The 24282-nt window shown below is 51.3% G+C and carries 20 protein-coding genes and 1 pseudogene; 14 read left to right on the top strand and 7 right to left on the bottom strand.

All coding sequences use genetic code 11. From position 1 onward, the window contains the following. Window positions 1–348 precede the first annotated feature (348 nt). The 5 genes and pseudogenes from ACFSO0_RS02360 to ACFSO0_RS02340 all read left to right on the top strand — a co-directional run bounded on the left by ACFSO0_RS02360 (window position 349) and on the right by ACFSO0_RS02340 (window position 3002). Window positions 349–738, top strand: coding sequence for a hypothetical protein (locus ACFSO0_RS02360; RefSeq protein ID WP_376875785.1), 390 nt, complete (start codon window positions 349–351; stop codon window positions 736–738). A 12-nt stretch (window positions 739–750) separates the two neighbouring features. Then, window positions 751–1245 (top strand): annotated as a pseudogene (locus tag ACFSO0_RS02355) (DDE-type integrase/transposase/recombinase); the annotation flags it as partial. After that, window positions 1240–1857 (top strand): Mu transposase domain-containing protein, encoded by a 618-nt coding sequence (locus tag ACFSO0_RS02350; protein WP_376876083.1) that lies wholly within the window; start codon window positions 1240–1242, stop codon window positions 1855–1857. The pseudogene ACFSO0_RS02355 and the gene ACFSO0_RS02350, both read left to right, overlap by 6 nt. After that, on the top strand, window positions 1854–2597 hold the full coding sequence (gene istB / locus ACFSO0_RS02345; protein ID WP_342405810.1) for an IS21-like element helper ATPase IstB: 744 nt from the start codon (window positions 1854–1856) through the stop codon (window positions 2595–2597). Before ACFSO0_RS02350 ends, istB begins: the two co-directional genes overlap by 4 nt. A 219-nt stretch (window positions 2598–2816) precedes the next feature. After that, the gene (locus ACFSO0_RS02340; protein ID WP_376875781.1) at window positions 2817–3002 is read left to right on the top strand and encodes a hypothetical protein; all 186 of its coding nucleotides are present in this window, start codon (window positions 2817–2819) and stop codon (window positions 3000–3002) included. 39 nt (window positions 3003–3041) lie between these two features. Here ACFSO0_RS02340 and ACFSO0_RS02335 read toward each other — a convergent pair whose 3' ends face one another. Both ACFSO0_RS02335 and ACFSO0_RS02330 read right to left on the bottom strand, forming a co-directional pair. Beyond that, window positions 3042–4667, bottom strand: a complete 1626-nt coding sequence (locus tag ACFSO0_RS02335) for an MFS transporter (RefSeq protein ID WP_376875778.1) — start codon at window positions 4665–4667, stop codon at window positions 3042–3044. A gap of 305 nt (window positions 4668–4972) precedes the next feature. Beyond that, the gene (locus ACFSO0_RS02330) at window positions 4973–6124 is read right to left on the bottom strand and encodes a YhgE/Pip domain-containing protein (RefSeq protein WP_376875775.1); all 1152 of its coding nucleotides are present in this window, start codon (window positions 6122–6124) and stop codon (window positions 4973–4975) included. 126 nt (window positions 6125–6250) lie between these two features. Here ACFSO0_RS02330 and ACFSO0_RS02325 point away from each other — a divergent pair, with 126 nt between their 5' ends. Next, complete coding sequence (locus ACFSO0_RS02325) at window positions 6251–6835, top strand: TetR/AcrR family transcriptional regulator (RefSeq protein ID WP_376875772.1); 585 nt, start codon at window positions 6251–6253, stop codon at window positions 6833–6835. Between the two features lie 38 nt (window positions 6836–6873). On the opposite strand, the gene ACFSO0_RS02320 is transcribed toward ACFSO0_RS02325, so the two are convergent. After that, on the bottom strand, window positions 6874–7614 hold the full coding sequence (locus tag ACFSO0_RS02320) for an SDR family NAD(P)-dependent oxidoreductase (protein WP_376875769.1): 741 nt from the start codon (window positions 7612–7614) through the stop codon (window positions 6874–6876). 156 nt (window positions 7615–7770) lie between these two features. Between ACFSO0_RS02320 and ACFSO0_RS02315 the strand changes: the two genes are divergently transcribed. Together ACFSO0_RS02315 and ACFSO0_RS02310 are read left to right on the top strand one after the other, a co-directional pair. Further along, window positions 7771–8652, top strand: coding sequence for a LysR family transcriptional regulator (locus ACFSO0_RS02315; protein WP_376875766.1), 882 nt, complete (start codon window positions 7771–7773; stop codon window positions 8650–8652). 369 nt (window positions 8653–9021) lie between these two features. Further along, entirely contained in the window at window positions 9022–10350 is a 1329-nt protein-coding gene (locus ACFSO0_RS02310; protein ID WP_483862232.1) for an amino acid permease, read from the top strand. A 73-nt stretch (window positions 10351–10423) separates the two neighbouring features. Here ACFSO0_RS02310 and hcp read toward each other — a convergent pair whose 3' ends face one another. After that, window positions 10424–11722 carry a hydroxylamine reductase gene (hcp, locus tag ACFSO0_RS02305; protein ID WP_376875760.1) on the bottom strand — a complete coding sequence of 433 codons (1299 nt, stop codon included), beginning with the start codon at window positions 11720–11722 and terminating at the stop codon, window positions 10424–10426. A 188-nt stretch (window positions 11723–11910) separates the two neighbouring features. Here hcp and ACFSO0_RS02300 point away from each other — a divergent pair, with 188 nt between their 5' ends. The 5 genes from ACFSO0_RS02300 to ACFSO0_RS02280 all read left to right on the top strand — a co-directional run bounded on the left by ACFSO0_RS02300 (window position 11911) and on the right by ACFSO0_RS02280 (window position 18320). Next, entirely contained in the window at window positions 11911–12297 is a 387-nt protein-coding gene (locus tag ACFSO0_RS02300) for a globin domain-containing protein (RefSeq protein WP_376875757.1), read from the top strand. 46 nt (window positions 12298–12343) lie between these two features. Next, the gene (locus ACFSO0_RS02295) at window positions 12344–13126 is read left to right on the top strand and encodes a YwiC-like family protein (RefSeq protein WP_376875754.1); all 783 of its coding nucleotides are present in this window, start codon (window positions 12344–12346) and stop codon (window positions 13124–13126) included. 178 nt (window positions 13127–13304) lie between these two features. Further along, complete coding sequence (locus ACFSO0_RS02290; RefSeq protein WP_376875751.1) at window positions 13305–14354, top strand: LLM class flavin-dependent oxidoreductase; 1050 nt, start codon at window positions 13305–13307, stop codon at window positions 14352–14354. Between the two features lie 299 nt (window positions 14355–14653). Next, window positions 14654–14995 carry a zinc ribbon domain-containing protein YjdM gene (locus ACFSO0_RS02285; RefSeq protein ID WP_376875748.1) on the top strand — a complete coding sequence of 114 codons (342 nt, stop codon included), beginning with the start codon at window positions 14654–14656 and terminating at the stop codon, window positions 14993–14995. A gap of 1126 nt (window positions 14996–16121) precedes the next feature. Next, a complete protein-coding gene (locus ACFSO0_RS02280) occupies window positions 16122–18320 on the top strand; it encodes a DNA topoisomerase III (RefSeq protein WP_376875745.1) in 2199 nt (732 codons plus the stop codon). Window positions 18321–18345: 25 nt separating this feature from the next. Here the strand turns inward: ACFSO0_RS02280 and ACFSO0_RS02275 are convergent, their stop codons facing one another. Further along, the gene (locus ACFSO0_RS02275; RefSeq protein ID WP_376875742.1) at window positions 18346–20070 is read right to left on the bottom strand and encodes a hypothetical protein; all 1725 of its coding nucleotides are present in this window, start codon (window positions 20068–20070) and stop codon (window positions 18346–18348) included. Window positions 20071–20405: 335 nt separating this feature from the next. Between ACFSO0_RS02275 and ACFSO0_RS02270 the strand changes: the two genes are divergently transcribed. Next, window positions 20406–21059, top strand: coding sequence for a glycosyltransferase (locus tag ACFSO0_RS02270; protein ID WP_376875739.1), 654 nt, complete (start codon window positions 20406–20408; stop codon window positions 21057–21059). Between the two features lie 126 nt (window positions 21060–21185). Here ACFSO0_RS02270 and ACFSO0_RS02265 read toward each other — a convergent pair whose 3' ends face one another. Together ACFSO0_RS02265 and efeB are read right to left on the bottom strand one after the other, a co-directional pair. Next, window positions 21186–22979, bottom strand: a complete 1794-nt coding sequence (locus tag ACFSO0_RS02265; protein WP_376875736.1) for an FTR1 family iron permease — start codon at window positions 22977–22979, stop codon at window positions 21186–21188. An 18-nt stretch (window positions 22980–22997) separates the two neighbouring features. Then, window positions 22998–24278, bottom strand: a complete 1281-nt coding sequence (gene efeB, locus ACFSO0_RS02260; RefSeq protein WP_376875733.1) for an iron uptake transporter deferrochelatase/peroxidase subunit — start codon at window positions 24276–24278, stop codon at window positions 22998–23000. Window positions 24279–24282: the final 4 nt, after the last annotated feature.

Here is a 24282-nt window from a genome sequence, read left to right as displayed (position 1 = left end):
TACACCCCAATAATTACTATATATTCAAATATATGTATGTTGCATTTTGTCGAAAAACTCCTTTTTTCATAAATTTGTAATATTTCCCTGATGGTACAAGTCGCTTTACAAAGTTGTACAGTGCAGGCTTCCCCTCCTTTACTCTGCGGAGTATGACCGATCCTTGATCGTCCCGCTTGAAAATAACCTTTCATCGCTTCGATCAACGCAGACGCTATCTCCATTTGTGAATGCTAATCTAATAATTGACCACCTAGTGGTACATCGCTCATAAAAAAGTTGACCACCTGAGCACCTCTTTCCTGTATCTTGTAGTTGTCTAGACAACAAGATATAGGAGGAAAGGAAATGCTTCAGATGGCTAATTATGAGTTTATCAGGAAACAACACTTTCTGCTAGGGAAGTCGATTCGTCAAATTTCTCGCGAAACTGGCTACTCGCGTCAAGTGATACGAAAAGCCTTGACATCAACGGAAATCCCTGTTTATCAGCTTTCAAAACCGAAGCCGAAGCCAGTCATTGATTTTGTCAAGCCCATCATCTTGGAATGGCTGCGTCAAGATGAACAAGCTCCCCCGAAGCAGCGTCATACTGCCAAACGTATTTACCAGAGACTCGTTGACGAACATGGATTCACCGGCGGTGAATCTACTGTACGACGCTACGTCAGAGAGTTGCGGGTTTCTCCCCCTAAAGCATTTGTCCCTCTTGATTTCCCGCCAGGGCGATTTGCTTAATTTGACTGGGGTGAGGTTACGGTTCATTTACAAGGGAAACAAGTGAAGGTTCAAGTCTTTTGTATGCGTTGCCCATACAGCAGAAAGATTTTCATCAAGACATTTGCTCATCATAAGCAAGAGGCCCTTCTCCAAGGTCATGTAGATGCTTTTGAATTTTTCGGTGCTGTTCCCCAAGTCATCACGTACGACAACCTGACAACCGCCGTTAAGAAAGTATTGGAGGGCAAAAATCGCGAGGAGCAAGAGCGATTTATTCAGCTACGTGCCCACTACCTGTTTGAAAGCTATTTCTGTGATCCGGGAAAAGGAAATCAAAAAGGCCAGGTGGAAAACCTCGTACAGTTTGCTCAGAGACAATTTTTTACCCCTGTACCCAGTGTTTCTTCTTTGGAGGAGCTAAATCAAATCCTCCTTGAAAAATGTATCTCTTACGAGAATACAACCGTTCCAAGGTCCTCGTTAACGGTTGGAGAAGCATTTACTCAAGAGTTGCCCATCATGCTTCCATTGCCTCCACGGCCATTGGATTGTTTCCGTGTTGTACCCGTGAAAAGCAATACGCTATCCATGATCCACATTGAGAAAAATGCCTATTCCGTCCCGGTTTCTTATGCTTCGACCCAACTTACTTGCCGGGTGTTTGCTGAAAAAATTGAGGTGTATCACGGAAAAAGCCTGATTGCGACGCATGAGCGGTGCTTGGAAAAGGGAAAGGAGATTTTGCAATACGATCATTATCTCGATTTACTTCTTATTCGCCCAGGAGCAGTTCTTTATGCCAGACCATTGCATCAGGCAGGACTACCTGCCATTTACCAAAAGTTCTTGGACAAGTGCCGTAACCGACCAGGAGGGATGAAGGAGTTCGTTCGACTCTTGCTTTTGCACCGTGAATTCAATACTTCTCTCGTCGAAGAAGCACTGGGGGAGGCCTGCCAAAAAGGGATGTTCCAGTATGATGCCGTAAGGCAATTATTGTTTCAGCGAACGTTGCCAGAACACCGCCTGCCCCAACTCTCGTTGGAGGAGGATAGCTCTGTTCCACGTATTCAGGTAAAGGCCCCCGATCTTAGCCAGTACAATCGTTTGTTACAGAAAAGGAGTGTGGTTCATTGAGTACGAGTTTCTTACTTGAAACCTACGCGAAACGCCTTCGCTTACCTGCGATTAAACGTGTCTATAAGGAAATCGCCCATGATGCTGCTGAACGGCAAATTCCTTACGAGGAGTTCCTCTTGGCCCTACTAGAGCAAGAAGTTCAGCAAAGGGATGCTAACCAAATCGCAAGTCGCATCAAGCACGCCAAATTCCCTTCTATGAAAACGCTCGATCAATTTGAATTCTCAGCGATTCCGTCTCTCAACAAGCCCAAATTGCTTCAACTGGCTCGCTGTGAGTACATCGAAAAGACAGAGAACATCATGTTTATCGGAAACTCTGGCACTGGCAAAACTCATCTCTCCATTGCACTCGGGAAGGAAGCCTGCCATCATGGCTATTCCGTCCAGTTTTGGACTGCCGCTAAAATATGCAACGAGCTTATGGAAGCTCAGTCCCAAAAGCGAATCCTCCAGCTAGAGAGGCAATGGTTGAAAACGGATTTGATTATTTTGGATGAAGTCGGGTTTGTCCCTCTCAGTCGGACCGGGGCGGAGTTATTATTCCAATTTTGTGCGGCCCGCTATGAGAAAGGAAGCATGATCATTACCAGTAATCTGGAATTTACGGAATGGACACAGATTTTCAAAGATGAGCAAATGACGTCAGCCCTGGTTGATCGGCTTACCCATCGTGCCCATATCTTTGCAATGAATGGAGACAGTTATCGCTTTAAGCAGAGCATTCAAAGATCGTGATCATGAAAAAGTTACCCACCCGACGGGTGGATTGATTTTTGCCATGGTGGTCAATTTTTTGATGAGCACGGTGGTCAACATTTTGATTGACATTCACATCCATTGATTGGGTTTGCACGAAGATAAGCAAAAAACAACGTTTTGTTCGGAATTACCCACGTTCGCCGCAGATCCGAACAGCCCCCTACACCGTTCCGCCAAGCCAAAACAAAGGAGAACGTGAAGCTGCTTAGACGAGAGATATCCTTAGATGCTGGTGCTGCTCGCAAAAAAGGAATGTTCAAGCCGGATCCTCCAGCTGAACATTCCTTCTTTTATTGTCAGAAACCGTCCCAGACGACGCTCTTGTTGGTTTATGAAAACGAAATTGAACTAGTCAACTATCAGGAATTGGAAAAAATGTAGGGCAAACCCAACTAACCGAGTTTGCCCTACAGCTTAATACTAATCATAGGATGTATCTTGCAGGGCCTTTTTACGAACAGGCTTTAAAATAAGAGCCAATAAAACAACCATAGCTGCAATCACGACTGTTGAATAGAATAATCCTCCATAACCCTCTTGTGCAGCCATCCATGTAATTTGATCGATACTTGATTGGATGACATCTTTTAACGTCGGGTCATGAATTTGCTCTAATAAATGAGCGTAATCCGCGTCCGATGGTGTACCAGCAGTAGGCATAGCGCTGACTACCTGTTGGAATTCTTGCATCGCCTCTGGGCTTAAATCAGCAGCCTCCATCTTCTTCTGTAAAATGTTACCGAAGTCGCTTTGAAAAAGACTCGGGATTTGATTAAACCCACGTACAATGAATCCAGCATAAATGGTAGGGGCAATTGTCATCCCAATTTGACGGGCAAGAGAAAGCCCGGCTAGTGCTGACCCTTTATCCTTTTCCAGACGCTCTGTTGCTAAAATATTCAACGGTGCTCCTAAAAGAATGCCCATCCCAAGACCGGCGATACATGAAGAAATGACAAATTGCCATTTTACATCGATCCATGTAGGGAATAACACAAAGCCAATCGCCGTGATGAAACCAGATAAAAACACAACAAGAATGGGTCCTTTTTTATCAACAAGCACACCACCAAGTGCAGCGCCGAGCCCAGATGCTAATGCCAATGGTGTCATCCAATAACCTGAGTATTCAGCAGCTACGCCTAACACTTGCTCTGAAAAAGAAGGAATATAAATCATTCCTGCTAGTAATGCACCTGATAACGCACCAATGAGTAAAGTCAGCAAGTAAGTAGGGCGAACCAGTAAGCTCACTGGTAAGATCGGGTCCCCATTACGATTTTCTAATGAGCGGTTATAGAAAATCAGACCTGCAAATAAGACAATTCCTGCAAATAGGAAGCCATAAACATCAGCGGTTGCGAGGCTTTCGAGTAAAGAGGTACCTTCAATGTTTGTCAGGCCATACATGATACTAAGAACGGCTACAGATAGGAGGATCGTTCCTAATCCATCCAGTTTTCCAACAGAGGGCTCTTTTGTTTCCTGGATTTTTAGCCAACCGAACATAATTAAAATGACTGCGATTGGTACATTAATAAGGAAGAGGAAATGCCAATTTCCCGTTACATCCAAAATAATACTGCCGAGGTTAGGACCTAAAATAGCCCCAACTCCGTTCATAGCGCCTAATATTCCAAGTGCTTTCCCTTGTTTTTCAACCGGAAATGTACTCAACACATGAGAGCTGCCAATGATGAAGATTCCCCCACCACCCATTGCCTGGATGAAACGAGCAACTAAATAAAATCCAAAGGTTGGACTTAGCGCTACCAGTAAGGAACCTAGCCCAAATAAAGCAACTTCAACGATAAACAGTTTTTTTCGACCATATCGATCTGAAATTTTCCCTACAATTGGGATACTTATTGCTAGGCCCAGTGTATAGACGGTTACACCCCAAGCGCCCCAGTTGGCAGAAACGTCGAACGAACTGTTAATCGTTGTAAGAGCAGCACTAATAATCCCGTTATCTAAAGCCGCCATGAATACACCGATGCAGAACAGTGTGATCGCCCAAGTTGAACTCGACGATTTATTACTCATTCCTACATCTCCTTTTCCATTTTATGTCCATGCGTTTTAAAGGTTTATTTCCTCTTCTGCTAAGAATTTGCTGATCGAATTAATTTCAATATTTATAATGAGCTTCTCAGCCAATAATTATCTAATTGTTAATAAAAAACCCTCACTTCATTTATCTCGCAAACCGCATCATATATAGGAGGAAAAGCCAACCACATGGGGGTTGGCTTTTCACGCTTTCCTTGTGTAACAAGCTCAAAACGGAAAATCCAATTGGATGAACGAAAGTGAGCTTTCCACGTTGGCGGCGTACATATTCAATGCTCTTATTTAGCAACGGTTTTTGGTGCACGTACTGGTTTAAAAATGGATAGCAGGTACATTGCGAAACCTGCAATACCAATTCCTAAAATAGTGTTGAATGACTGGCCAGTGTAGAAGCCACTGCCGAAGTAAAAAATTTCACGCAAGCCATCAGCGGCAAAGCGAATCGGAATCCAGGGGCGAATGAATGTGACGAAGAAATCAGGAAGCATTTCTTTTGGCATCATGAGAACACCCATACCGAGCAACATCACAACCATGAATAACGTAATGGCTGGTTTGCCAATCCATGCAGTAACTGCGGATACTAACAAGAAGAAACAGAATGCGGCAAACGATACGAACGAACCAATTAAGAAGTAGCTCGGTATATTGATGCCAGCGATGACACATAATGTTGCAACGGTAAAGCCTGAGAATAGGGCAATAATGATCCCAAACAATATTTGGTTACCCATAAGGCCCATTGTTTGTTTGCGTGTTAGCATTTCTCTTTTCAAAATGTTCGATGTCGACAGGAATAAAATGAAACCACCGATTAATGCACCTACCCAAGCAGGCACCGCCAATAAGGTCGGGGCGCTACCGTTTGCAGTAGCGGCAGTGACTGCATTGAATACCTTTTCTTCGGCAACAATCGGATTTACTAGTACAGCTGCTTGGTCTGCATTCAGTTGTTGACCGTTCATTTGTGAAATAAAGCTCGCGGAATACTGGTGACTCAACTGTGTGACCATCGCGCTTAAGGCAGTTTTTGCATAGTTTGCACCTGTCACGTTAAAGCCTTGGTTCATATAAATTTGCAAGGTTGCGGCCGTATTATTCGTCATAGCGTTTTGTACGCTCTCGTTAAAGCCTTCAGGAATGACTAATGCTGCATAATATTTTTTGTCATGAAATAAAGCTTCGATGTTTTCTTCCTTTTCATTTGTAAAAGCTAACATCGGTTCTTCGCCATCAGTGCCTTTACTCATTTGGTCAACGGCTGATTGTACAGCGTCTACATGTACTCCTTTGTCATTCACCACAAGTGCAACTGGTAAATTTCTTACTTGTGGGTCTCCTTGAGCAAATAAGTTCACCGAAAAAAGAGCAATGATTAAAATAACAGCAATGGGAGCAGCCCATGCCAATTTTTCTTTAAATAATTTCAATAGAGCTCACCCTTTCTCAATATTCAACATGTTGTTCAGTGCATGTATATCTTATTATTTTGAAGAGAATATAAGCAATGAACAAAAGTGAACAGGTTGTTGAGTTTTGAAGGGGGAGGTAATTTTGTGGGCATTTATGCAGATAAAAATCGCAAAACAAAACAGCTCATTCAAACTTCATTTATGCAAATTCTGGAGAGCAAGCCGTTTGAGTCGATTACGGTAGGGGACATTACGAAAAAAACACAAATAAATCGCGGGACATTTTATTTGCACTATAAAGACAAATTCGATTTGCTGGATCAAATGGAGCAGCAGCTGTTTGAGGATTTAGGAAATCATATTGATGCATTGCAATCTCGCTATTCATCGACGCATACGTTTGAAAAAGGACAAGAGGAATTAGCTGCTACACTATTTAGATCCATTCAAATGCATGTGCCAACATTGAAGATTTTTTTAGGCGATCATGGCAGAGCGGGTTTTCACATTCGATTTAGAGATGCCCTTTCAGAAAAAGTTCGTTTCAATTTGGAGAAGAATGAAAACTTCCATGTAAAACCAAGAGTCCCGATGGAATACTTTTTATCCTTTATCACGTCTGCCTTTTTAGGATTAATTGAACAATGGGTGCGAAATGGTTTAGATAAAACACCTGAAGAAATGGCAGCTATATATATTGATATCATTTCCTTTATTCAAAAGAAATAACAAGTCGGGAAGCATGGACAAATGTTAGAGGGATCTTGCTACATCGTTTGTCCGCTGTCTACCGTAATCACTTGCCCTGTCATCGCTTCTTGCTCCAGGGCTGCACAAATCAATTGGGCAATATCTTCGGGCGTTGCCAGGCACTGCAGCAGGAGATTGGGGGCCAGGCGCTCCATCTGCTCTTCCCATCCCGCCCACCATCTCGTCCGGACGGCTCCCGGAACAACGCAGTTGACGCGAATGTGCGGAGCGAGTGCACGGGCCAATGATTTCGTCAGGGCGTGGACGGCCGCTTTGGATACGGCATAGGGAAGGGACGAGCCAAGCCCGGTTTGTCCTGCGATGCTCCCGATATTGACGATCGCGCCCCGTTGATTCCGTTTCATGAAAGGGGCAACGGCTCGAGCGCAATAGAACATCCCTTTGACATTCACCGCATACAGCTCATCCCACACCTCCTCGGTCGCCGCCTCCAGATCGTCCAACGGAATATGATGCGTCGTGCTGGCGTTATTCACAAGCAGATCGATCGTCCCGAATCGCTCTGCAACGGCAGCCGCCATTTCCCTGACTTCCTTGTCCCGGGAAACATCGGCGCGTATGGCCAGTGCGCGTCCGCCATCATCTTGGATGATTCGGACTGTTTCTTCCGCACCAGCCTTTGAACGCGAATAGTTGACTGCCACGATGGCCCCCCGTTTTGCAAGGGCGATGCTGGCAGCTCGGCCGATCCCTGTGCCGCCGCCGGTAACGAGGACTACTTTGTTGGCTACATCCATATTTGCCATCTCCTTTTGTTGCGTGATTGTATGAAAAATTGTAAACTGCTATTCAACATTTGAAAAACGGAATGAATTGAAGGTTCCGTTCAAAAATCTTGAACGAAAAACAGGGGACTGATCGTGGTCACCTGCCCGTGGGACGGAGGTGCTGACGTGGATCTGAAAACATTAAAGACGTTTCAATTGATAGCGGATTACGGGAGTTTTATCCGTGTAGCCGAAGAACTGAATTATGCTCCGTCGACGGTCACGATGCAGATGCAAAAGCTGGAGTCCGACATGGGGGTACAACTGATCGAACGCGGGAAAAAAATCCGATTAACCGAGGCGGGAAGGCTGTTTTACGAACAAAGCTTGCCCATTGTAAAGAAGATGGAACAATTGCAAACCCACCTGGCTGATTATCAATTGGGGGAGGCGGGAAGTATTCGTCTCGGGGTGACAGAACCTACCGCCAGTTACCGATTACCGTCCCTGTTGCAGAGGTTCCTCTCGCAAAATCCGAAGGTCCGTATCTCTGTGGAGATCGCGAATACGCCGGTGTTGAGCGACCGACTTCTCCAAGGCGATCTGGATCTTGCACTGTGCACGGCGCCAGATTTGGGTGATGCACTTTATTTTGAACCGCTGTTTCAGGAAAAGTTCGTGGTGCTGCTGCCCGAAAGCCACCAGCTTGCACAAAAAACGTCGATTGCCGCAGACGAGATTCGCGGTCATCGTCTGCTCATTACTTCGGCGACCTGTCCGTACCGCAGAAAGCTTGAGATGATGCTGCAGGAATCAGGAGGCATTCCACTAGACACGATGGAGATCGGGAGCATGACTGCCTTGAAACACTACGTGCAAAGCGGGCTCGGGATCGCATTGGTGCCGGAAATTGTGCTGAATCCCCCGCCGACGGGAACGGTGGTACGGGCGATGAGCAGTCCCGTCCATATGACATTCGGCATCCTTTGCAAAATGTCCGATTATCCCTTGAAGGCGGCAAGCAGCAAACTCTATCGCTGTCTCACGCAGGAACTGCAAGGAAAATAGTTTGTATATAATATATTCTTCGATCTCTATATAATGAGAATATATTGATATATCAATTGTTTTTCTGGTGAATATAATTGTTATCGCTAGAAAAACATATTACAATATACTAGTAGTTCGGGGGTGAAACGTCATATGGGAGAGTGGAATAATCTTACGGACGATTAGGAACGCTTACAAAAAAGAGAGGCGAAATGATCGGTAAGAAGGTTTTTGATCAACAAAATTAACTTTCTGCTTGGTCAAGCGACGAATTGATTGCGAGTGTTCTGCAAACTTTCCTGACAGTACATCCAGAAGCAGAAAGGAAGAGGGAATGCAGTGGAAAACAAAGAATTGAAGCGGGGCCTGGAGTCGCGGCATATTCAGATGATCGCTCTGGGGGGCACCATTGGTGTCGGGCTGTTTATGGGGTCGGCGAGTACGATCAAATGGACGGGTCCGTCAGTCATGCTGGCGTATGCTATTGTAGGCATTTTTATTTTTCTGATCATGCGGGCCATGGGGGAAATGCTCTATCTCGAGCCTAGCACCGGTTCGTTTGCGACCTTTGGGCACAAGTACATTCATCCGTTGGCCGGGTATGTGACGGCATGGAGCAACTGGTTCCAGTGGGTCGTTGTCGGGATGTCCGAGATTATCGCTGTCGGGAGTTACATGAAGTATTGGTTCCCCGATTTGCCTGCGTGGATACCCGGTTTGATTGCCATGGTGATTCTCGGGGCTGCGAACCTGATTTCGGTAAAATCGTTTGGCGAATTTGAGTTTTGGTTCGCGATGATCAAGATCGTGACGATTGTTTTGATGATTGTTGCAGGGATTGGCCTTATTTTCTTTGGTATCGGCAATGGCGGACATGCCATCGGACTGTCTAACCTGTGGGCGAACGGGGGCTTCTTTACCGGAGGCTGGTCGGGCTTCTTCTTTGCTCTGTCGCTTGTGATCGGGGCTTATCAAGGGGTCGAGCTGATCGGGATTACCGCCGGCGAAGCCAAAGATCCGAAGAAAACGTTGACGAATGCGATTCAAAGCATCATCTGGCGTATTCTCATTTTCTACATTGGTGCCATTTTTGTAATTGTAACCGTTTACCCGTGGGATCAGCTGCATGAGATCGGCAGCCCGTTCGTTGCTACTTTTGCGAAGATTGGTATTACAGCAGCAGCAGGGTTCATCAACTTCGTCGTGATTACGGCAGCGATGTCCGGCTGTAATAGCGGGATCTACAGTGCGGGGCGCATGCTCTATACGCTGGGTGTCAATGGACAGGCGCCGAAAATTTTTACGAAGCTGTCCGCCAACGGTGTGCCGCTTCTGGGGACCATCGGCGTGCTGGTAGGTTTGGGCGTTGGCGTGATCTTTAGCTATATCGCACCGGAAAACCTGTTTGTGTACGTGTACAGCGCTAGCGTCTTGCCTGGCATGGTTCCGTGGTTTGTGATCCTGATCAGCCAAATTCGCTTCCGCAAGGCAAAGGGAGCGGCGATGGCCAACCATCCGTTCAAAATGCCGCTCGCTCCTGTGACGAACTACGTGACCATCGCCTTTTTGCTGATGGTACTGGTCGGCATGTGGTTTAATGACGAGACACGCGTTTCCTTGATCGCCGGGCTTGTCTTCATGGCGCTTGTCGTGATCAGTTTCTACGCATTCGGCGTGGGCAAGGCCGCCCCGCTGAAAGAGCAGAACCGCGATTGATAAAAAACGGCGTAACTTAAAGAAGGAACCCGCTCTCTGCACGGTCGGAGAAAGCGGGTTCTTTCGTCTGTGCTCAATGAGCGGAGGCTCCCAGCATTTGTTTCATATCTTCCTGGGCATCGCCGATGAGCTGGACGTTAAACAGATCTTGCAGCACTTGCAGGACGCCCGGCTGGATGAACTCCGGCAGCTTCGGACCGATGCGAATGTCTTTGATGCCAAGGCTGAACAGGCCGAGCAGGATGGCGACGGCTTTTTGCTCGAACCAGGAGAGCACGATGCTCACAGGCAGTTCGTTTACCTCGCACTCGAACGCTTCTGCCAGGGCGGCCGCAATCTTGACGGTGGAGATGGAGTTGTTGCACTGTCCCAGGTCGATGTAGCGCGGGATGTCGGTGCCGGGTACTGTGCCGTAATCGACGTCGTTGAAGCGGAACTTGCCGCAGGATGTCGTGAGAATGACGGTCTCGGGCGGCAGGGAAGTGGCAAGCTCGCGGTAATAGTCGCCGCCTTTGCCCGGCGCGTCACAGCCTGCGATGACGAAGAAGCGTTTGATTTTTCCTTCCTTCACCGCTTGCACGATCTCCGGCGCGATGCCCAGCACGGTCTCGTGGTGGAAGCCTGTCGTCAGCGTCTGCTCCGATTCGATGCACACTTCCGGCAGAGAGAGCGCTTTTTCGATCAGCGGCGAAAAGTCGTTATGCTCGATCTTCGTCACGTTTTCCAGACCGGCGATGTCGTAGGAGAAGAAGCGGTCGGCGTAGCTGCCCTTGATCGGCATGACACAGTTGGTCGTAGCCAGAATCGCGCCGGGGAATTCCTCGAACAGCCTTCTTTGGTCGTACCAGGCTTTCCCGATGTTGCCCTTCAGATGCGGATACTTTTTTAGCTCCGGATAGCCGTGGGCGGGGAGCATCTCCGAGTGGGTGTAGATGTTGATGCCTTTGCCTTCTGTCTGTTTCAGCAACTCTTCCAGCGCAAACAGGTTGTGCCCGGTAACGACAATACATTTTCCTTCGATCTTGTTCTGGGACACGGTGACGGGCTGCGGGATGCCGAAATGCTTCGTATGGGCCTGATCGAGCAGCTCCATCACTTTGATCGCTGCCGATCCTACCTTCATCGCCATTTGCAAATGCTCGTTCAGGTTGAAATTCACGTTCGTCAAGGTAAAGTAAAGAGCTTCCTGCGTAATCCCGTCCACTTCGGGATCGATATATCCCAGCTGGCGGGCGTGTGTCGCATAGGCGGCGATACCTTTCAAGGCAAAAATAATCGTATCCTGAATACTGGCAAGCTCTTCATTCTTGCCGCAAACGCCGATTACTTTGCAGCCGCCCGTTGGAGTCTGTTCGCATTGGTAGCAAAACATGATTCTTTCCACTCCTTCATGAATCAGATTTCGCTTTGAGTATAACGGGATCGCACGGGCGAAGATGTGAGTGACATCACACGGAATGTGACGAAAATACAAATTGTGGGAAAGTGATTGCGGTCACATACAAACGCGCTGTTTTTCAGGTAAAGTAGTACATAGAAAAAGGAAGTGGAGGGTTACTTATGACGCAGCCTACGTTTACAACGCTCTATGAACTGGTCGGCGGCGAAGCGACGGTGACGCGGCTGGTCGCCGCCTTTTACCCGCGCGTGTATCGGCATCCGGATCTGGCGCCGTTATTCGGGGTGGAGATGGAAGAAATCATGAGGAAGCAGCGGATGTTTCTTACGCAGTTTTTGGGAGGGCCGCCTCTGTACAGCGAAGAATTCGGCCCGCCCGCCATGCGCATGCGCCATTTGCCGTTCCCGATCACGCCGAAGAGAGCAGAGGCTTGGCTGGCCTGCATGAAAGCGGCGATGGATGAAATCGGGCTGGAAGGCTTGCCACGCGACCTGTTTTACGACCGTCTGACACAGGTAGCGAAAATCATGGTAAACACAGAGGAATGAGCCGGAAGTACCCGATTGCGCCTGCACGGTGAAAGGAATGATTCCCATGCAAATCAAGCTGTTCAAAGCACAGAAGGTCACGTACCTGCTCCCCCATGAGCACGGGGTATGGGCAATGATGCTGGTTCCTTTCCTGCTGGGGTTGGCGATGGGGCAGGCTCGCTGGCAGCATCTTCTGTTGGGTGGGGCCATCGTCGCGGGCTACTTCGCCGTACACGGGGTGCTCACGATCCTGCGCAAGCCGAAGAAATTCAGGGAAGCCTTGCCGACGGTGACGATGTTTGGACTGCTGGGGCTGCTGCTGGGAGGACTGCCATTTGCCACGAATCCGGCCGCCTTTCTGCCATTTGTGTGGATGGTCCCGTTTCTCGCCGCGTCCGTCTGGTTTGTCGTCAAAAAGCGGGAACGCGATTTTGCCAACGACGTATGCGCGATTGTGGCGTTTACGATGCTGCTGCCGGTAGCCGCCGGGTTGGGAGATGGGGAAGCGGCGGGTGCAGGAACGAGTGTGGAAGATGTGGCGTTGGGGATGCTCCTGAATGTGTTGTACTTCATCGGGAGCGTCTTCTTCGTCAAATCTGTTTTCCGGGAACGAAACAACACCCGGTTTACCTACATAGGAATCGCCTATCATGCGGCCTTGCTGCTCCTGCCGCTGCTGCTTCACGCCCCGCTGCCGATTTTGCTGCTCTATCTCCCGGGGGCTTTGAAAATGCTGTATGTTTTGCGCAAGCCGCAGTTTCGGGCCATGCAGGTCGGCTTGCTGGAAATTGCGGGTGCAGCCTGGTTTTTGGGAGTGGCTGTGTGGCTGTTTCGCGGCGGGATGTAAATGAAAACGAGCCTCGGGAGTTGCTCCCGGGGCTCTATCAACGCAGCTGGTTGTTTCCCTGCTTGGGTCAAGCCTTGAAATTCAGGATCAAAAGTCTTAAATTAAAGATATTGCTTGTCGAAATATACGCTGTTAACAGTCGTGATCAGATAGCCACAAAGCAGAGGAGGCACCAGCAATGGAAATTGGGCTTAGCACATTTGTCGAGACGACACCGGACGTGAATACTGGCGAGGTCATCAGCCATGCGCAGCGATTGCGGGAAGTAGTGGAGGAGATTATTCTGGCCGATCAGGTCGGACTGGATGTCTTTGGGGTAGGGGAACACCATCGGAAAGACTATGCGGCTTCTTCACCGGCGGTCGTGCTGGCTGCAGCCGCGACGCAGACGAAGCGAATCCGGCTGACAAGCGCTGTCACGGTGCTGTCATCGGCCGACCCGGTCCGCGTCTTTCAGGACTTCGCCACACTGGACGCTGTCTCAAACGGACGGGCGGAAATCATGGCCGGGAGGGGCTCCTTTATCGAGTCGTTTCCGCTGTTCGGCTACGATCTGCAAGATTACGACGAGTTGTTCGACGAGAAGCTGGAGCTGTTGCTGAAAATATGCGCTTCGGAAAAAGTGACCTGGCGCGGCGGCCATCGCCCGGCCATTCACAATCTGGGCGTGTATCCGCGGCCGGTGCAGGACCCTTTGCCAGTGTGGATCGGCAGCGGCGGCAACCCGCAATCGGCCATTCGCGCCGGGCTGCTGGGACTGCCGCTCGTGCTCGCCATTATCGGGGGACGGCCCGTTCAGTTTGCGCCGATCGTAGAATTGTATAAGCGGGCGGCAGCGCAGGCCGGCCATGATCCGGCGAAGCTGACGGTCGCGTCTCATTCGCACGGCTTCATCGCAGAGGATACGCAGACCGCCGCCGACAAGTTTTTCCCGTCTACGCAATATGTCATGAATGTCCTGGGACGGGAGCGCGGCTGGGGGCATTACGACCGATCCACCTTCGATGCGGCGCGCAGCTTCGAGGGGGCCCTGTACGTAGGTGATCCGGAAACGGTCGCCCAAAAGATCATTCACCTGCGCAAACAGGTCGGGATCACGCGGTTCATGCTGCACGTACCGGTGGGAACCATGCCGCATGAGGACGTCATGAATGCGATTCGCTTGCTGGGGACGGAAGTGGCGCCGCGTGTGCGGGAGGAAGTCGCTGCCTGGGAGGCGAGCCAGTAGGCGGCCCGGCAGATGGCTCGGCAGTTCAGGCAGCAAGGGGTATTCCCCGGATGGGAGCAAGGTACTTAGGAGCATGTTGTTGACCATCCGTTCTTAAATGAATATACTCTTGTTCGAGGAGGCGACTCGCGATGCCGAGGGGCGCGTTTGTCCCGATTCTTTGAACAGGTGATCGACAGCGCGTTCGAGGACGGCACGGGGCAGCGCAATGGCTGCTTTATCGCCAATACGGTCATGGAGCCGGGAGTGAGCCGGGCATTCTGTGAGCTAAATAGAAAAGCAAAGGGGAGCATGAAGAAATGGCGAATCTGCCAAACTGCCCGAAATGTCATTCGGCATACACGTATGAAGACGGAAGCCTGCTTATTTGCCCGGAGTGCAGCTACGAATGGAGCTTGGATGCGGGGACGGACAGCGGCGAGGAGAAGAAGATCGTCAAAGACGCGAACGGCAATATTTTGAACGACGGTGATACCGTGACGATCATCAAAGACCTGAAAGTAAAAGGCAGCTCCTCGGTTTTGAAAATCGGCACACGGGTGAAAAATATCCGTCTGGTGGACGGCGATCACGACATCGATTGCAAGATTGACGGATTCGGCGCGATGAAGCTGAAGTCGGAGTTTGTGAAAAAAGTGTAAGCGAATGGGGATGTCCAATACGTCTCTAAAATAAAAAATGGGCGGAAAACCGATTAGGTTTCCGTCCATTTTTTGGCTCCCAAGTTTCTTTAAGTTGAAGGCAGTCTGGCGGATGCTCTCCACCTTCAGTAGATTGTGGGCCAAAGCCACAATCCCAAACGAAGCATGAACCTTATCCAGCCCACGCAATGAGAATAAAATAAGGTATTTTATATATTTTGGTTAGTTTCTTTTTTGAATTTCATTAATATAAATTTAAGGAAAATAGAAATGTGATAAAACAAAAGTGATGAACCAATGAAAAATACGAGAGTATATACGGTTCCGCTTTTTGTCATAAGAAACGGCGCTGCTACTATTATACCTGCAAGACTGTAAAAGATAATATTCAGAATATAAATCTGAACTTTTGCGTACTTAGATAATTTTTTAGTAACAAACTCTATTAAAAAAGATAGGGGAAGCCCTATTAAAAGTGATATTGGTATTGCATAAATGAAGTATATATTCATTAACTCAAAATACGAGAAATAGTACGTACCTTCTCTGTGCTCACTTATCGGCGTATACTCCATATATGCGATCAGCATACATAAAAATATTGGCGTTAACAGAGCAGACAAGAGTTTATTCAATATTCCTCATCTCCCAATACTTTATAATATATGGTATTAATATACATACAATAAAACAACTGGGATCAAAACCAACCCTCAATTTTTTAGCTCTTCACCGTAAAACGCGCTTGTTCTTCCTCTATCGCAGATTTTCGTGGTTATGTAGCCGGTTTGCACCCCGGTCTAATGCGAATCTTGAATCTCTCTAGTAGATTACGGATGCCGGGAAATGATAGCTCATCTTTGGTTACTGGATATTAAAATAAGCTGGGACCGTTAAGGATACTGTACAGAACTGGATGCGATGTATAAAAACCGAGTCTATATCTCGGTTTTTATACATTCATAGGAGGTGTACATTCGTGCTACAAAAAAGAATATAGCAGGAATAGCGGGTAGTGGGGCACATTGTAAAAACGCAACAATCACACTGAGTATGCCCTGAGCGCCTGTTTTTTGTTTAGAATAGAACTATTGGTTTCGTCAGATGGGTGGAAAGGGTGTCTTACATGAGCAAAACATTGGTGCTGGCGGAGAAACCGTCGGTAGGGCGGGACATTGCGCGCGTCCTGCACTGTCAGAAAAAAGGAAACGGATATTTGGAAGGCGATACCTATATCGTGACGTGGGCGCTGGGGCATCTCGTCACGCTGGCCGACCCCGAGGTATACGGGCAGCAATACAGCACGTGGAAAATCGAGGATTTGCCGATCATGCCGTCTCCCTTGAAGCTGGTCGTCATCCGGGAGAGCAACAGGCAGTTTCAGGCGGTGAAGCAGCAAATGCGGCGAAGCGATGTCAAGGAGATCGTGATTGCGACGGACGCCGGGCGCGAAGGAGAGCTGGTGGCGCGCTGGATCATCGAGATGGCGCAGGTGAACAAGCCGATCAAGCGGCTGTGGATCTCCTCGGTGACGGACAAGGCGATCCGGGAAGGCTTCCGCAACCTGAAGGACGGCAAAGCCTATGAAAGCCTGTACGCCTCCGCAGCGGCGCGGGCAGAAGCGGACTGGCTGGTCGGGATCAACGCTACCCGTGCGCTGACCTGCAAATACAATGCCCAGCTCTCTTGCGGGCGTGTCCAGACGCCGACGCTGGCGATCGTGGCGAAGCGGGAGGAAGAAATCCGCCAGTTTACGCCGAAGCCGTACTACGGATTGACGGCGACGGCAGAAGGAAACATCCGGCTGCAGTGGCAGGACCAGCAGACGAAGGACATCCGGACGTTCTCCCAGGAAAAAGCGGACCGGCTGCTGGCTGCGCTGAAGGCGGAGACGAGCGCCGAAGTGACCGATGTGGCCAAGACGCTGAAAAAGAGCTTTGCCCCGCAGCTGTACGACCTGACCGAGCTGCAGCGGGACGCCAACAGACTGTTCGGCTATTCGGCCAAGGAGACGCTCTCCATTATGCAAAGCCTCTACGAGCATCACAAGGCCGTGACCTATCCGCGGACCGACTCGCGCTACCTCTCGTCCGACATCGTGGAGACATTGCCGGATCGGGTCAAGGCAGTGCAGATGAAGCCATATGCGCCGTTTGCGGCAAAAATCTTGCGTGCGCCGATCAAAGCCAGCAAGTCGTTCGTCGATGACAGCAAGGTGTCCGACCACCACGCCATCATCCCGACGGAGCAGTCGATTCTGCTGTCGGATTTAAGCGACAAGGAACGGAAAATTTTCGATCTCATCGTGAAGCGTTTCCTCGCCGTCCTGTTCCCGGCCTTTGAATACGAGCAAATGACAGTCTACGCGAAGCTGGGCACCGAGACGTTCATCGCCAGAGGAAAAACGGTGCTCGCCAAAGGCTGGAAGGAAGTGTACGATCACGAGGCAGAGGACGAGGACGAGCGGGACGGCGTGGCGGAGCAGTTGCTGCCTGCTCTCGCCAAAGGAGATCGGCTGCGCATCAGCGCCGTCGCCCAGACCAGGGGAGAGACGAAGCCGCCGGAGCCGTTTACGGAAGCTACTCTCTTGAGCGCCATGGAAAACCCGGCGAAGTACATGGCAGGCGAAAACAAGGAGCTGATCAAAACAATCGGCGAGACGGGCGGGCTGGGCACGGTAGCGACTCGGGCGGACATCATCGAGAAGCTGTTCAACAGCTTTCTGTTCGAGAAGCGCGGCAAGCATATTTTCGTGACGGCCAAAGGCAAGCAACTGCTGGAGCTGGTTCCGGACGAAATGAAGTCGCCGACGCTGACCGCCCAGTGGGAGCAGAAGCTGGGGGCGATCGCCAAAGGAGCCCTTGGCAAGCAGGCGTTTATTCGCGAGATGAAAAACTACGCGAAAACGGTGGTCCAGCAGATCAAAAACAGCGAGCAGACCTTCCGCCACGACAACCTGACGCGCACCCGTTGTCCGGAATGCAACAAGTTTTTGCTGGAGGTAAACGGCAAGCGGGGCAAAATGCTGGTCTGCCAGGATCGCGCATGCGGCTATCGCAAAAGTCTCTTTAGGCAGACGAATGCCCGCTGCCCGCAATGCCACAAGCGCATGGAGCTGCACGGGCAGGGCGAGAAGCAGACCTTCGTGTGCGCCTGCGGACACCGGGAGAAGCTGTCGACTTTCCAGGAGAGACGGGAAAAGGAGAAGGGCAGCAAAATTTCCAAAAAGGAAGTAGCCAAGTATTTGAAAGGGCAGGAGAAGGAAGCGTCCGAGGGCCTGAACTCGGCACTCCGGGACGCGCTCGCCAAGCTCAAGCTCGACTGACGGCAGACAGACCCGATTGCGCTCATCACGCAGTCGGGTCTGTTTGTGTGCACGCATGGGCCAAATAGTATTGCCGGATTTCTTCCAGCGTTTTCTGTGAGGGCTGAATGAACTCCCGGTCCCAATCCTCCGGAGGCGAGTCGATGGAGATTCCCTTTTCCTGAAGCAGGCCAAACAGTTGCTGATCTGCCTGACTTGGAATCCACCACGTGTAAAGGGGGTTGGTCCTGTTGTGCAGCAGCGTATCGATGAAAAATTTCAGGTAGGATGCCACCGACAGTGTGCCGCAGTTCACCTTGTGTTCCGGCGCGGGGATCGGGTACTGCCTGGGATAGCGCAGCGGACCGTGGTTGATGGTGATACCGATGAAGCCGACGGGCGGGATGTTGTTTCCGTAGCCCGGGATCGTGAAGGGCAAGTCAGCGGCGAAATGGACGCGGATGATGACGGAATTGATAAATTGCTGCTCCAGCTCGTCTTCCTTATCCCAAAGGCCGATCTCACGGGCGACCTTGTCCCAGTAGATGATCGACGTATTGTGCCCCAGCCAGAAGGCGGAGGCCATCTGCTCGAACGTTTTTTCAAATGCCTCTCCTTCCCGGTTGAACGGGTTCAGCAGGTCGTACCACTTGAAGTAGCCGTGCGCTTGGCGCCAGTTTTGACCGATGGACAGAAAATCGATCAGGCGCTGAATCCGGGGCTCGGGACTGCTCTGTTTGCCCGCAAACAGATCGGCGGCTTCCAGAAGGTCGCTGGCGAAATTGCCGTTGACGAAATCCCAGTAGTTCATCTGGCCGACCTCGAACCGTTTGGCGCTGATGCGGTCGCTGTCCATCTCCCAGTCGACGAACGTAGTGACATCATTGCCAAAGTACAGCTCAAAAGGCAGGAGCTCTTCGAGGAAGCTGAAGTGATAAGGGCTGGCCTGTTGGAACCATCTTTTGATGTATTCCAGCCGCGATGCGGGCGGGATGATGCTTGCCCGCTGGCACAGCGCAGCCTCGTCGATGCGCGCTGCGGATTCGGGGACCCAAGCGGCAGATGCCGATACGTACGGTGCGGACGAGGAGAGGAATTCTGCGCCGTTCTCGTCGTTGTCGTACTGGATGATGAGATGTGACATGACGGTCTGTGCCTGCGAGGACGTGTGCAGCTGGTTCCACTGGTGGCTGGCGGGATCGCCTGTAGCTCCGATCACCGTGATGGGGCGGGTCGCTTCGCCGCAGAGATAGAGGACTCCCCCATCTTCTACGACGAGGCTGCTTGTTCCCCGAACATTGATGGTTGCCCCCGCTTCTACGGTCAGGCAGCTGCCTGCCGGAATCACGACGTCTTGCGGTCCGAGCAGATACGGGCTGTTGCTGGCGGACAGCGACAGGGAGCCGGCGATCGTTCCGGACAGGCGGGTGTACTTGTCGACGAACAGGTGGTAGGTGTGATCGGGGTCCGCATCAGGTCCGACGGTCAGCTTGATGAGATAGCGTCCGTCCTCGGCGGGAAAGAACGGCAAAATGAGCGGGGCATCGGGGACCCAAGCGGCGGCGGCGAGCCGTACTCCTCCCGAGTCATACACCTCGAGGCTGGATTCGTGGTGTGTCAGATTGTTGATGTGGATTTCGATCGCGTCCGATTTGGCGAGCGCGATCTCGTACCATTCTTGCTGCAAAGTTTCGTTGGGCGATGCTTTGACAATGCGCGTTTCCGTTGGCAGCGGGGCGGCAATCGAGGGGATATTCGCTGTGATCTTCATGGAAATCACCTATCAGGCCAATATTTTCGGGAAGTATGTATATTCAAAATATAGACGATAAAGGGAAAGATGTACAAGACTGGAAATTATCCCGAGACTGATTGCGGACATGTCTGGCTTTCGCCTTTGTCGGGAATGGGGTATGACGGGAGAATGGGAGAGAGACGTTCTGTTGAAGGAGATCGTATTTGAGCCAAAAAGGGACGCGTTGGCGTGATCCATTCCGAAATGAGATTAATGGGAAATTTGCCCGAACCAGGAATGGGAGTGTAAAAGACAGCAGACACTAACAGAGTCACCCAGCTGGATACCCATACCATCAAGGAGGAGCAAGTATGAGCGCAAATGTCAAAAAAATGTTGCTGCTGCTGATGTGTCTCGCTCTGTTCAGTTCTCCCATCGTACTGAAGGCGAAGGAAGGCAGCGGAGTGGTTCAGCAAACGGATTGTATCAGTCCTGCCGGGGTAAAGCTCAAGTTCGATATGCGGAGGCTGTGGTCGGATCACGTCACCTGGACCCGGAATTTCATCGTCAGCGCGGTCGGTGGGCAGCCTGACCAGAGCAAGGTGCTGGCGCGGCTGCTGCAAAACCAGACGGACATCGGCAACGCGATCAAGCCCTACTATGGAGAAGAAGCCGGCAATCAGCTGGCGAAGCTGCTGAAGGATCACATCCTCATTGCGGGGAAAATTTTGGAGGCTGCCAAAAGCGGGAACCAGACGGAACTTAAAAAGCAAAATACGGTTTGGTATCAAAATGCGGACAATATGGCCAACCTTCTCAGCGGCCTGAATACGAACTGGTCGCTGAACGAACTGCGCGATTTGTTACATAGGCACCTGCAGCTCGTTTCCGATGCGGTTACGACCCGAATCCAGAAAGACTGGGACGCAGACATTGCCGCTTATGACAAAGGAATCGATCATATCATGAAGCTGGCCGATGTACTCGCGGACGGCATCATCAAGCAGTTCCCCGACCGCTTCTGATACAGTGCGGTCACGAGAAAGGCATGGACGCGCTCCATGCCTGATGCGCCTGTTTACGGGGTTTTTGCATGAAAAAGCCGCCTTGCCCTTTAGTGAAATCAGGCAAGGCGGCTGTATTTCGTGCGATCAGGTAGTTTTCGGCAAAGGTCTGGGCGGCTGTTTGCCCGTGTGGCGCAAAAAGTTGACGAGGACGATGGCCAGAACGACCAGTTGCGGTACGGTCGTCTCCCAGTTTGCGTAAATGCCGAGATTCGGGATGTCCAGCAAGTAGTCCGAACTGTGCGCAGCCAGGCTGCCGGTGACCTGAAAAGCGTGAATGCTCGCACCGATGAACTTGAAAGCCATGTAGTAGAGCAAGAGGCTCGCGATCAGGAAGAATGGACGGATCGGGATGCGTGTGCTCAGCTTGATGATGGCAAAAGCGATGATCGCCAGTACGACGAGTGCGCCGGTGATGCCGAGAATCAGGTCGGTCATGCGGATGGAAGCGGCCATCCCCATGTAGAAAATGATCGTCTCCGCCCCTTCGCGGATGACAGCGAGAAAAGCGGTAAAGCCGAGCGACCACAAGGTGCCTTTGGCCAGCGAATCGCCGATCGCCCTTTCCACGAAGCGGTTCCAGGCTTGCAGATTGGATTGCTTGTGCAGCCAGGCGCCGATCGTCAACATGAACAGTACAGCGACGAGGCCGGTGACCCCTTCGATCGTCTCGCGGGAGCTGCCGGTCGACAGGTTGGAGAAGACGATGCCAAGCAGGATAGCGAGCAGGGCAGAGCCGACGATCCCGACTACGGCGCCGGACCAGATCCACTTGCGCTTGTCGGCGTTGCCCGAACGGTTCAGGAACGTCAGCAGGGAGACCATGATCAGAATGGCTTCGAGACCTTCGCGAAACAGCACCAGTCCGGCATCCCAGGCCGTGTAGGAGGACGAGGCGGCAAATGGCTGCAGTTCGGACTTCATCTCCGCAATGAAGGCGGCTGCCTTCTCCCAATCGGGCGGTGAGGACAAAATCAAGGTCGGCACAGACACCATCTTCGTCTCGATGCTGCTGTACGTCGCGGGCGATTTCGTCATGACCACGCCTTCTACCGATGGCCAGGTGGCGATGAAGGTATCCATTTTGTCGGCGGCGCTGTCAGCCTGTTTGTTTTGGATGTCGGCTGTCACCGAGTCCAGCAGGTCCAGCAGAGAAGCAATCGACGGCTGGTCTCCGGAGTCGGTGGAGAGAGCAGCATTGGCGGCTGCCTTCCCCGAGAGATAATCTTCTACAGCGTCAGTCAAATCCTGCAGCTTGGCTTTGCTTTTGACAGGCTCAGGCGGTTCGGTGTTCAGCGCGATCCGCGCCCCGCTGATTTTGACCTCCATTTTTCCGTACACCTGGACATTTTCTGCCCGAACGAGGCTCTCGGCTTTATACCAGCCGGCGACGAAGCTGTTGTACGCTTTTTTCGCTGCAGCGACGTCGCCTGCGTCTATTGCTTTCATGCTCTCTTTCAGGTGAGGCAGCAGCGCAGCCATTTGCTTGTGCGCTTTTTCCCCTGGCTGATTCGAGGCTTCCTTGGAAGAGACGTAACGGTCCGCCGCCTTGGCGAGCTGGGAAATGGCTGCCCGCGCCGCTTGCGGATCGGCATCGACAGAAGCGATGGCCTGCTGGGCCGAAGACAGGGCAGCGGTCAACGCCTGGGCTTCAGCCGAGGTGTCATCCTGGCCGTCCCAGATCGCTTTCATGCCGCTGATCGCCTTTTTCACTTCTTCCCAGTTTTGGTCTCCGCTGCTAATCAAGGCATCGCTGGAAAAGGCGATGATCTGCTTGAGCTGGTCTGCTTGCAGCGGAGCCGCGTTGACAGTTCCCAGATTCGCAGGGAGCAGCAGCAAGGCCAGACAGATGACGAGCAAGTAGCGATTCAAGATGTTCACTCCATCCCTCATTGGAAATTAAAATAGCGTGTCTCCGATATATCCGCCTTCGCTCGCTCCGGGGAGACAGGCGAAAATACCGCTTCCGACGTGGGTGATGTATTCGTTGAGCGCATCTGCGGCCGCCAGCTTTTGCTGCATCGGAATGAATTGCTTGCGCGGGTCGCGGTTAAAGCAGACAAACAGCAGCCCGGCATCCAGCTGTCCCGTTTTCAAATCCATGCCGCTGGAGTAGGAGTAGCCGCGACGCAAAATTTTCACTTTTCCTTCCATATGCGCCAGCGCCACATGGGAGTTGGCCGGGACGACCGGATTGCCGCTGCTGTCCTTGCGATCCAGCTCCAGATCATCGAACTCTCCGGATTTGCCGAGCGGAGCGCCTGTCTGACGGTGTCTGCCGAATGTGGCCTCCTGATCCTTCAGGTTCGAGCGGTCCCATACCTCAATGCGCATGCGGATTCTTCTCATAATCATATACGTACCGCCCGCCATCCAGGCCGGATTATCGGAGGCTTGCGCCCAGACGATCTCGTCCGGAGCAGAGCCGGTCATCGGGGGATTGTTCGTGCCGTCCTTGAAGCCCATCAGATTGCGCGGCGTCGAACCTGTCGGGTCGGCAGCACTCGTGCGCTGGAAGCCGTCTTGAAGCCAGCGCAGGACAGCCTTGCCGCGAGCGATTCGGGACAGGTTGCGGATCGCGTGGAACGCCACTTGCGGATCATTCGCGCAGACCTGGACGACAATATCGCCCCCAGACCATTCTTTGCGAATATCGTCGCCGTTGAAGTGGGGCAGGTCGACCAGCGGGGCAGGTCTCTTGCCTGCGAGGCCGAAGCGCTCATCAAAGAAGGAAGGACCGAGGCCAAACGTAATCGTCATTTTCATCGGAGCCAGCCCCATGCCCTCTCCCGTATCGACAGGGGGCATGAGCGGGTTGTCGCTCTCGTCATCGACATTTTTGCCTTCGGTCATCCGTGCAGCTGCAACGGTCCAGCTCTGAAAAAGTTTGCGCACGTCTGCGAGCGCCGTCGCTGTTACATCAAAAGCGCCCATGCAAATAAAGTCCTGCATAGGCGTAATGATCCCGGATTGGTGCTTTCCGTAAAAAGGGACGATCCCCTTGACAGCGTCTGAATCCACAGAAGCATCGACACTCGCGGCGGACGGTTGGGGCTGCATGAATGCACGCATGCCGCCCGCACCGACCAAAAGGCCAATACCGCCAACTCCCGCCAATTTCAGAGCGTCTCGACGTGTCAGTTTCTTGCTGGTAATATCTTCGAGACGTTTCGTATCCATCCGA

The sequence above is a fragment of the Brevibacillus sp. GCM10020057 genome, assembly GCF_042683565.1.
Taxonomy (GTDB): domain Bacteria; phylum Bacillota; class Bacilli; order Brevibacillales; family Brevibacillaceae; genus Brevibacillus.
This window is presented reverse-complemented; position numbering and strand designations above follow the sequence as displayed.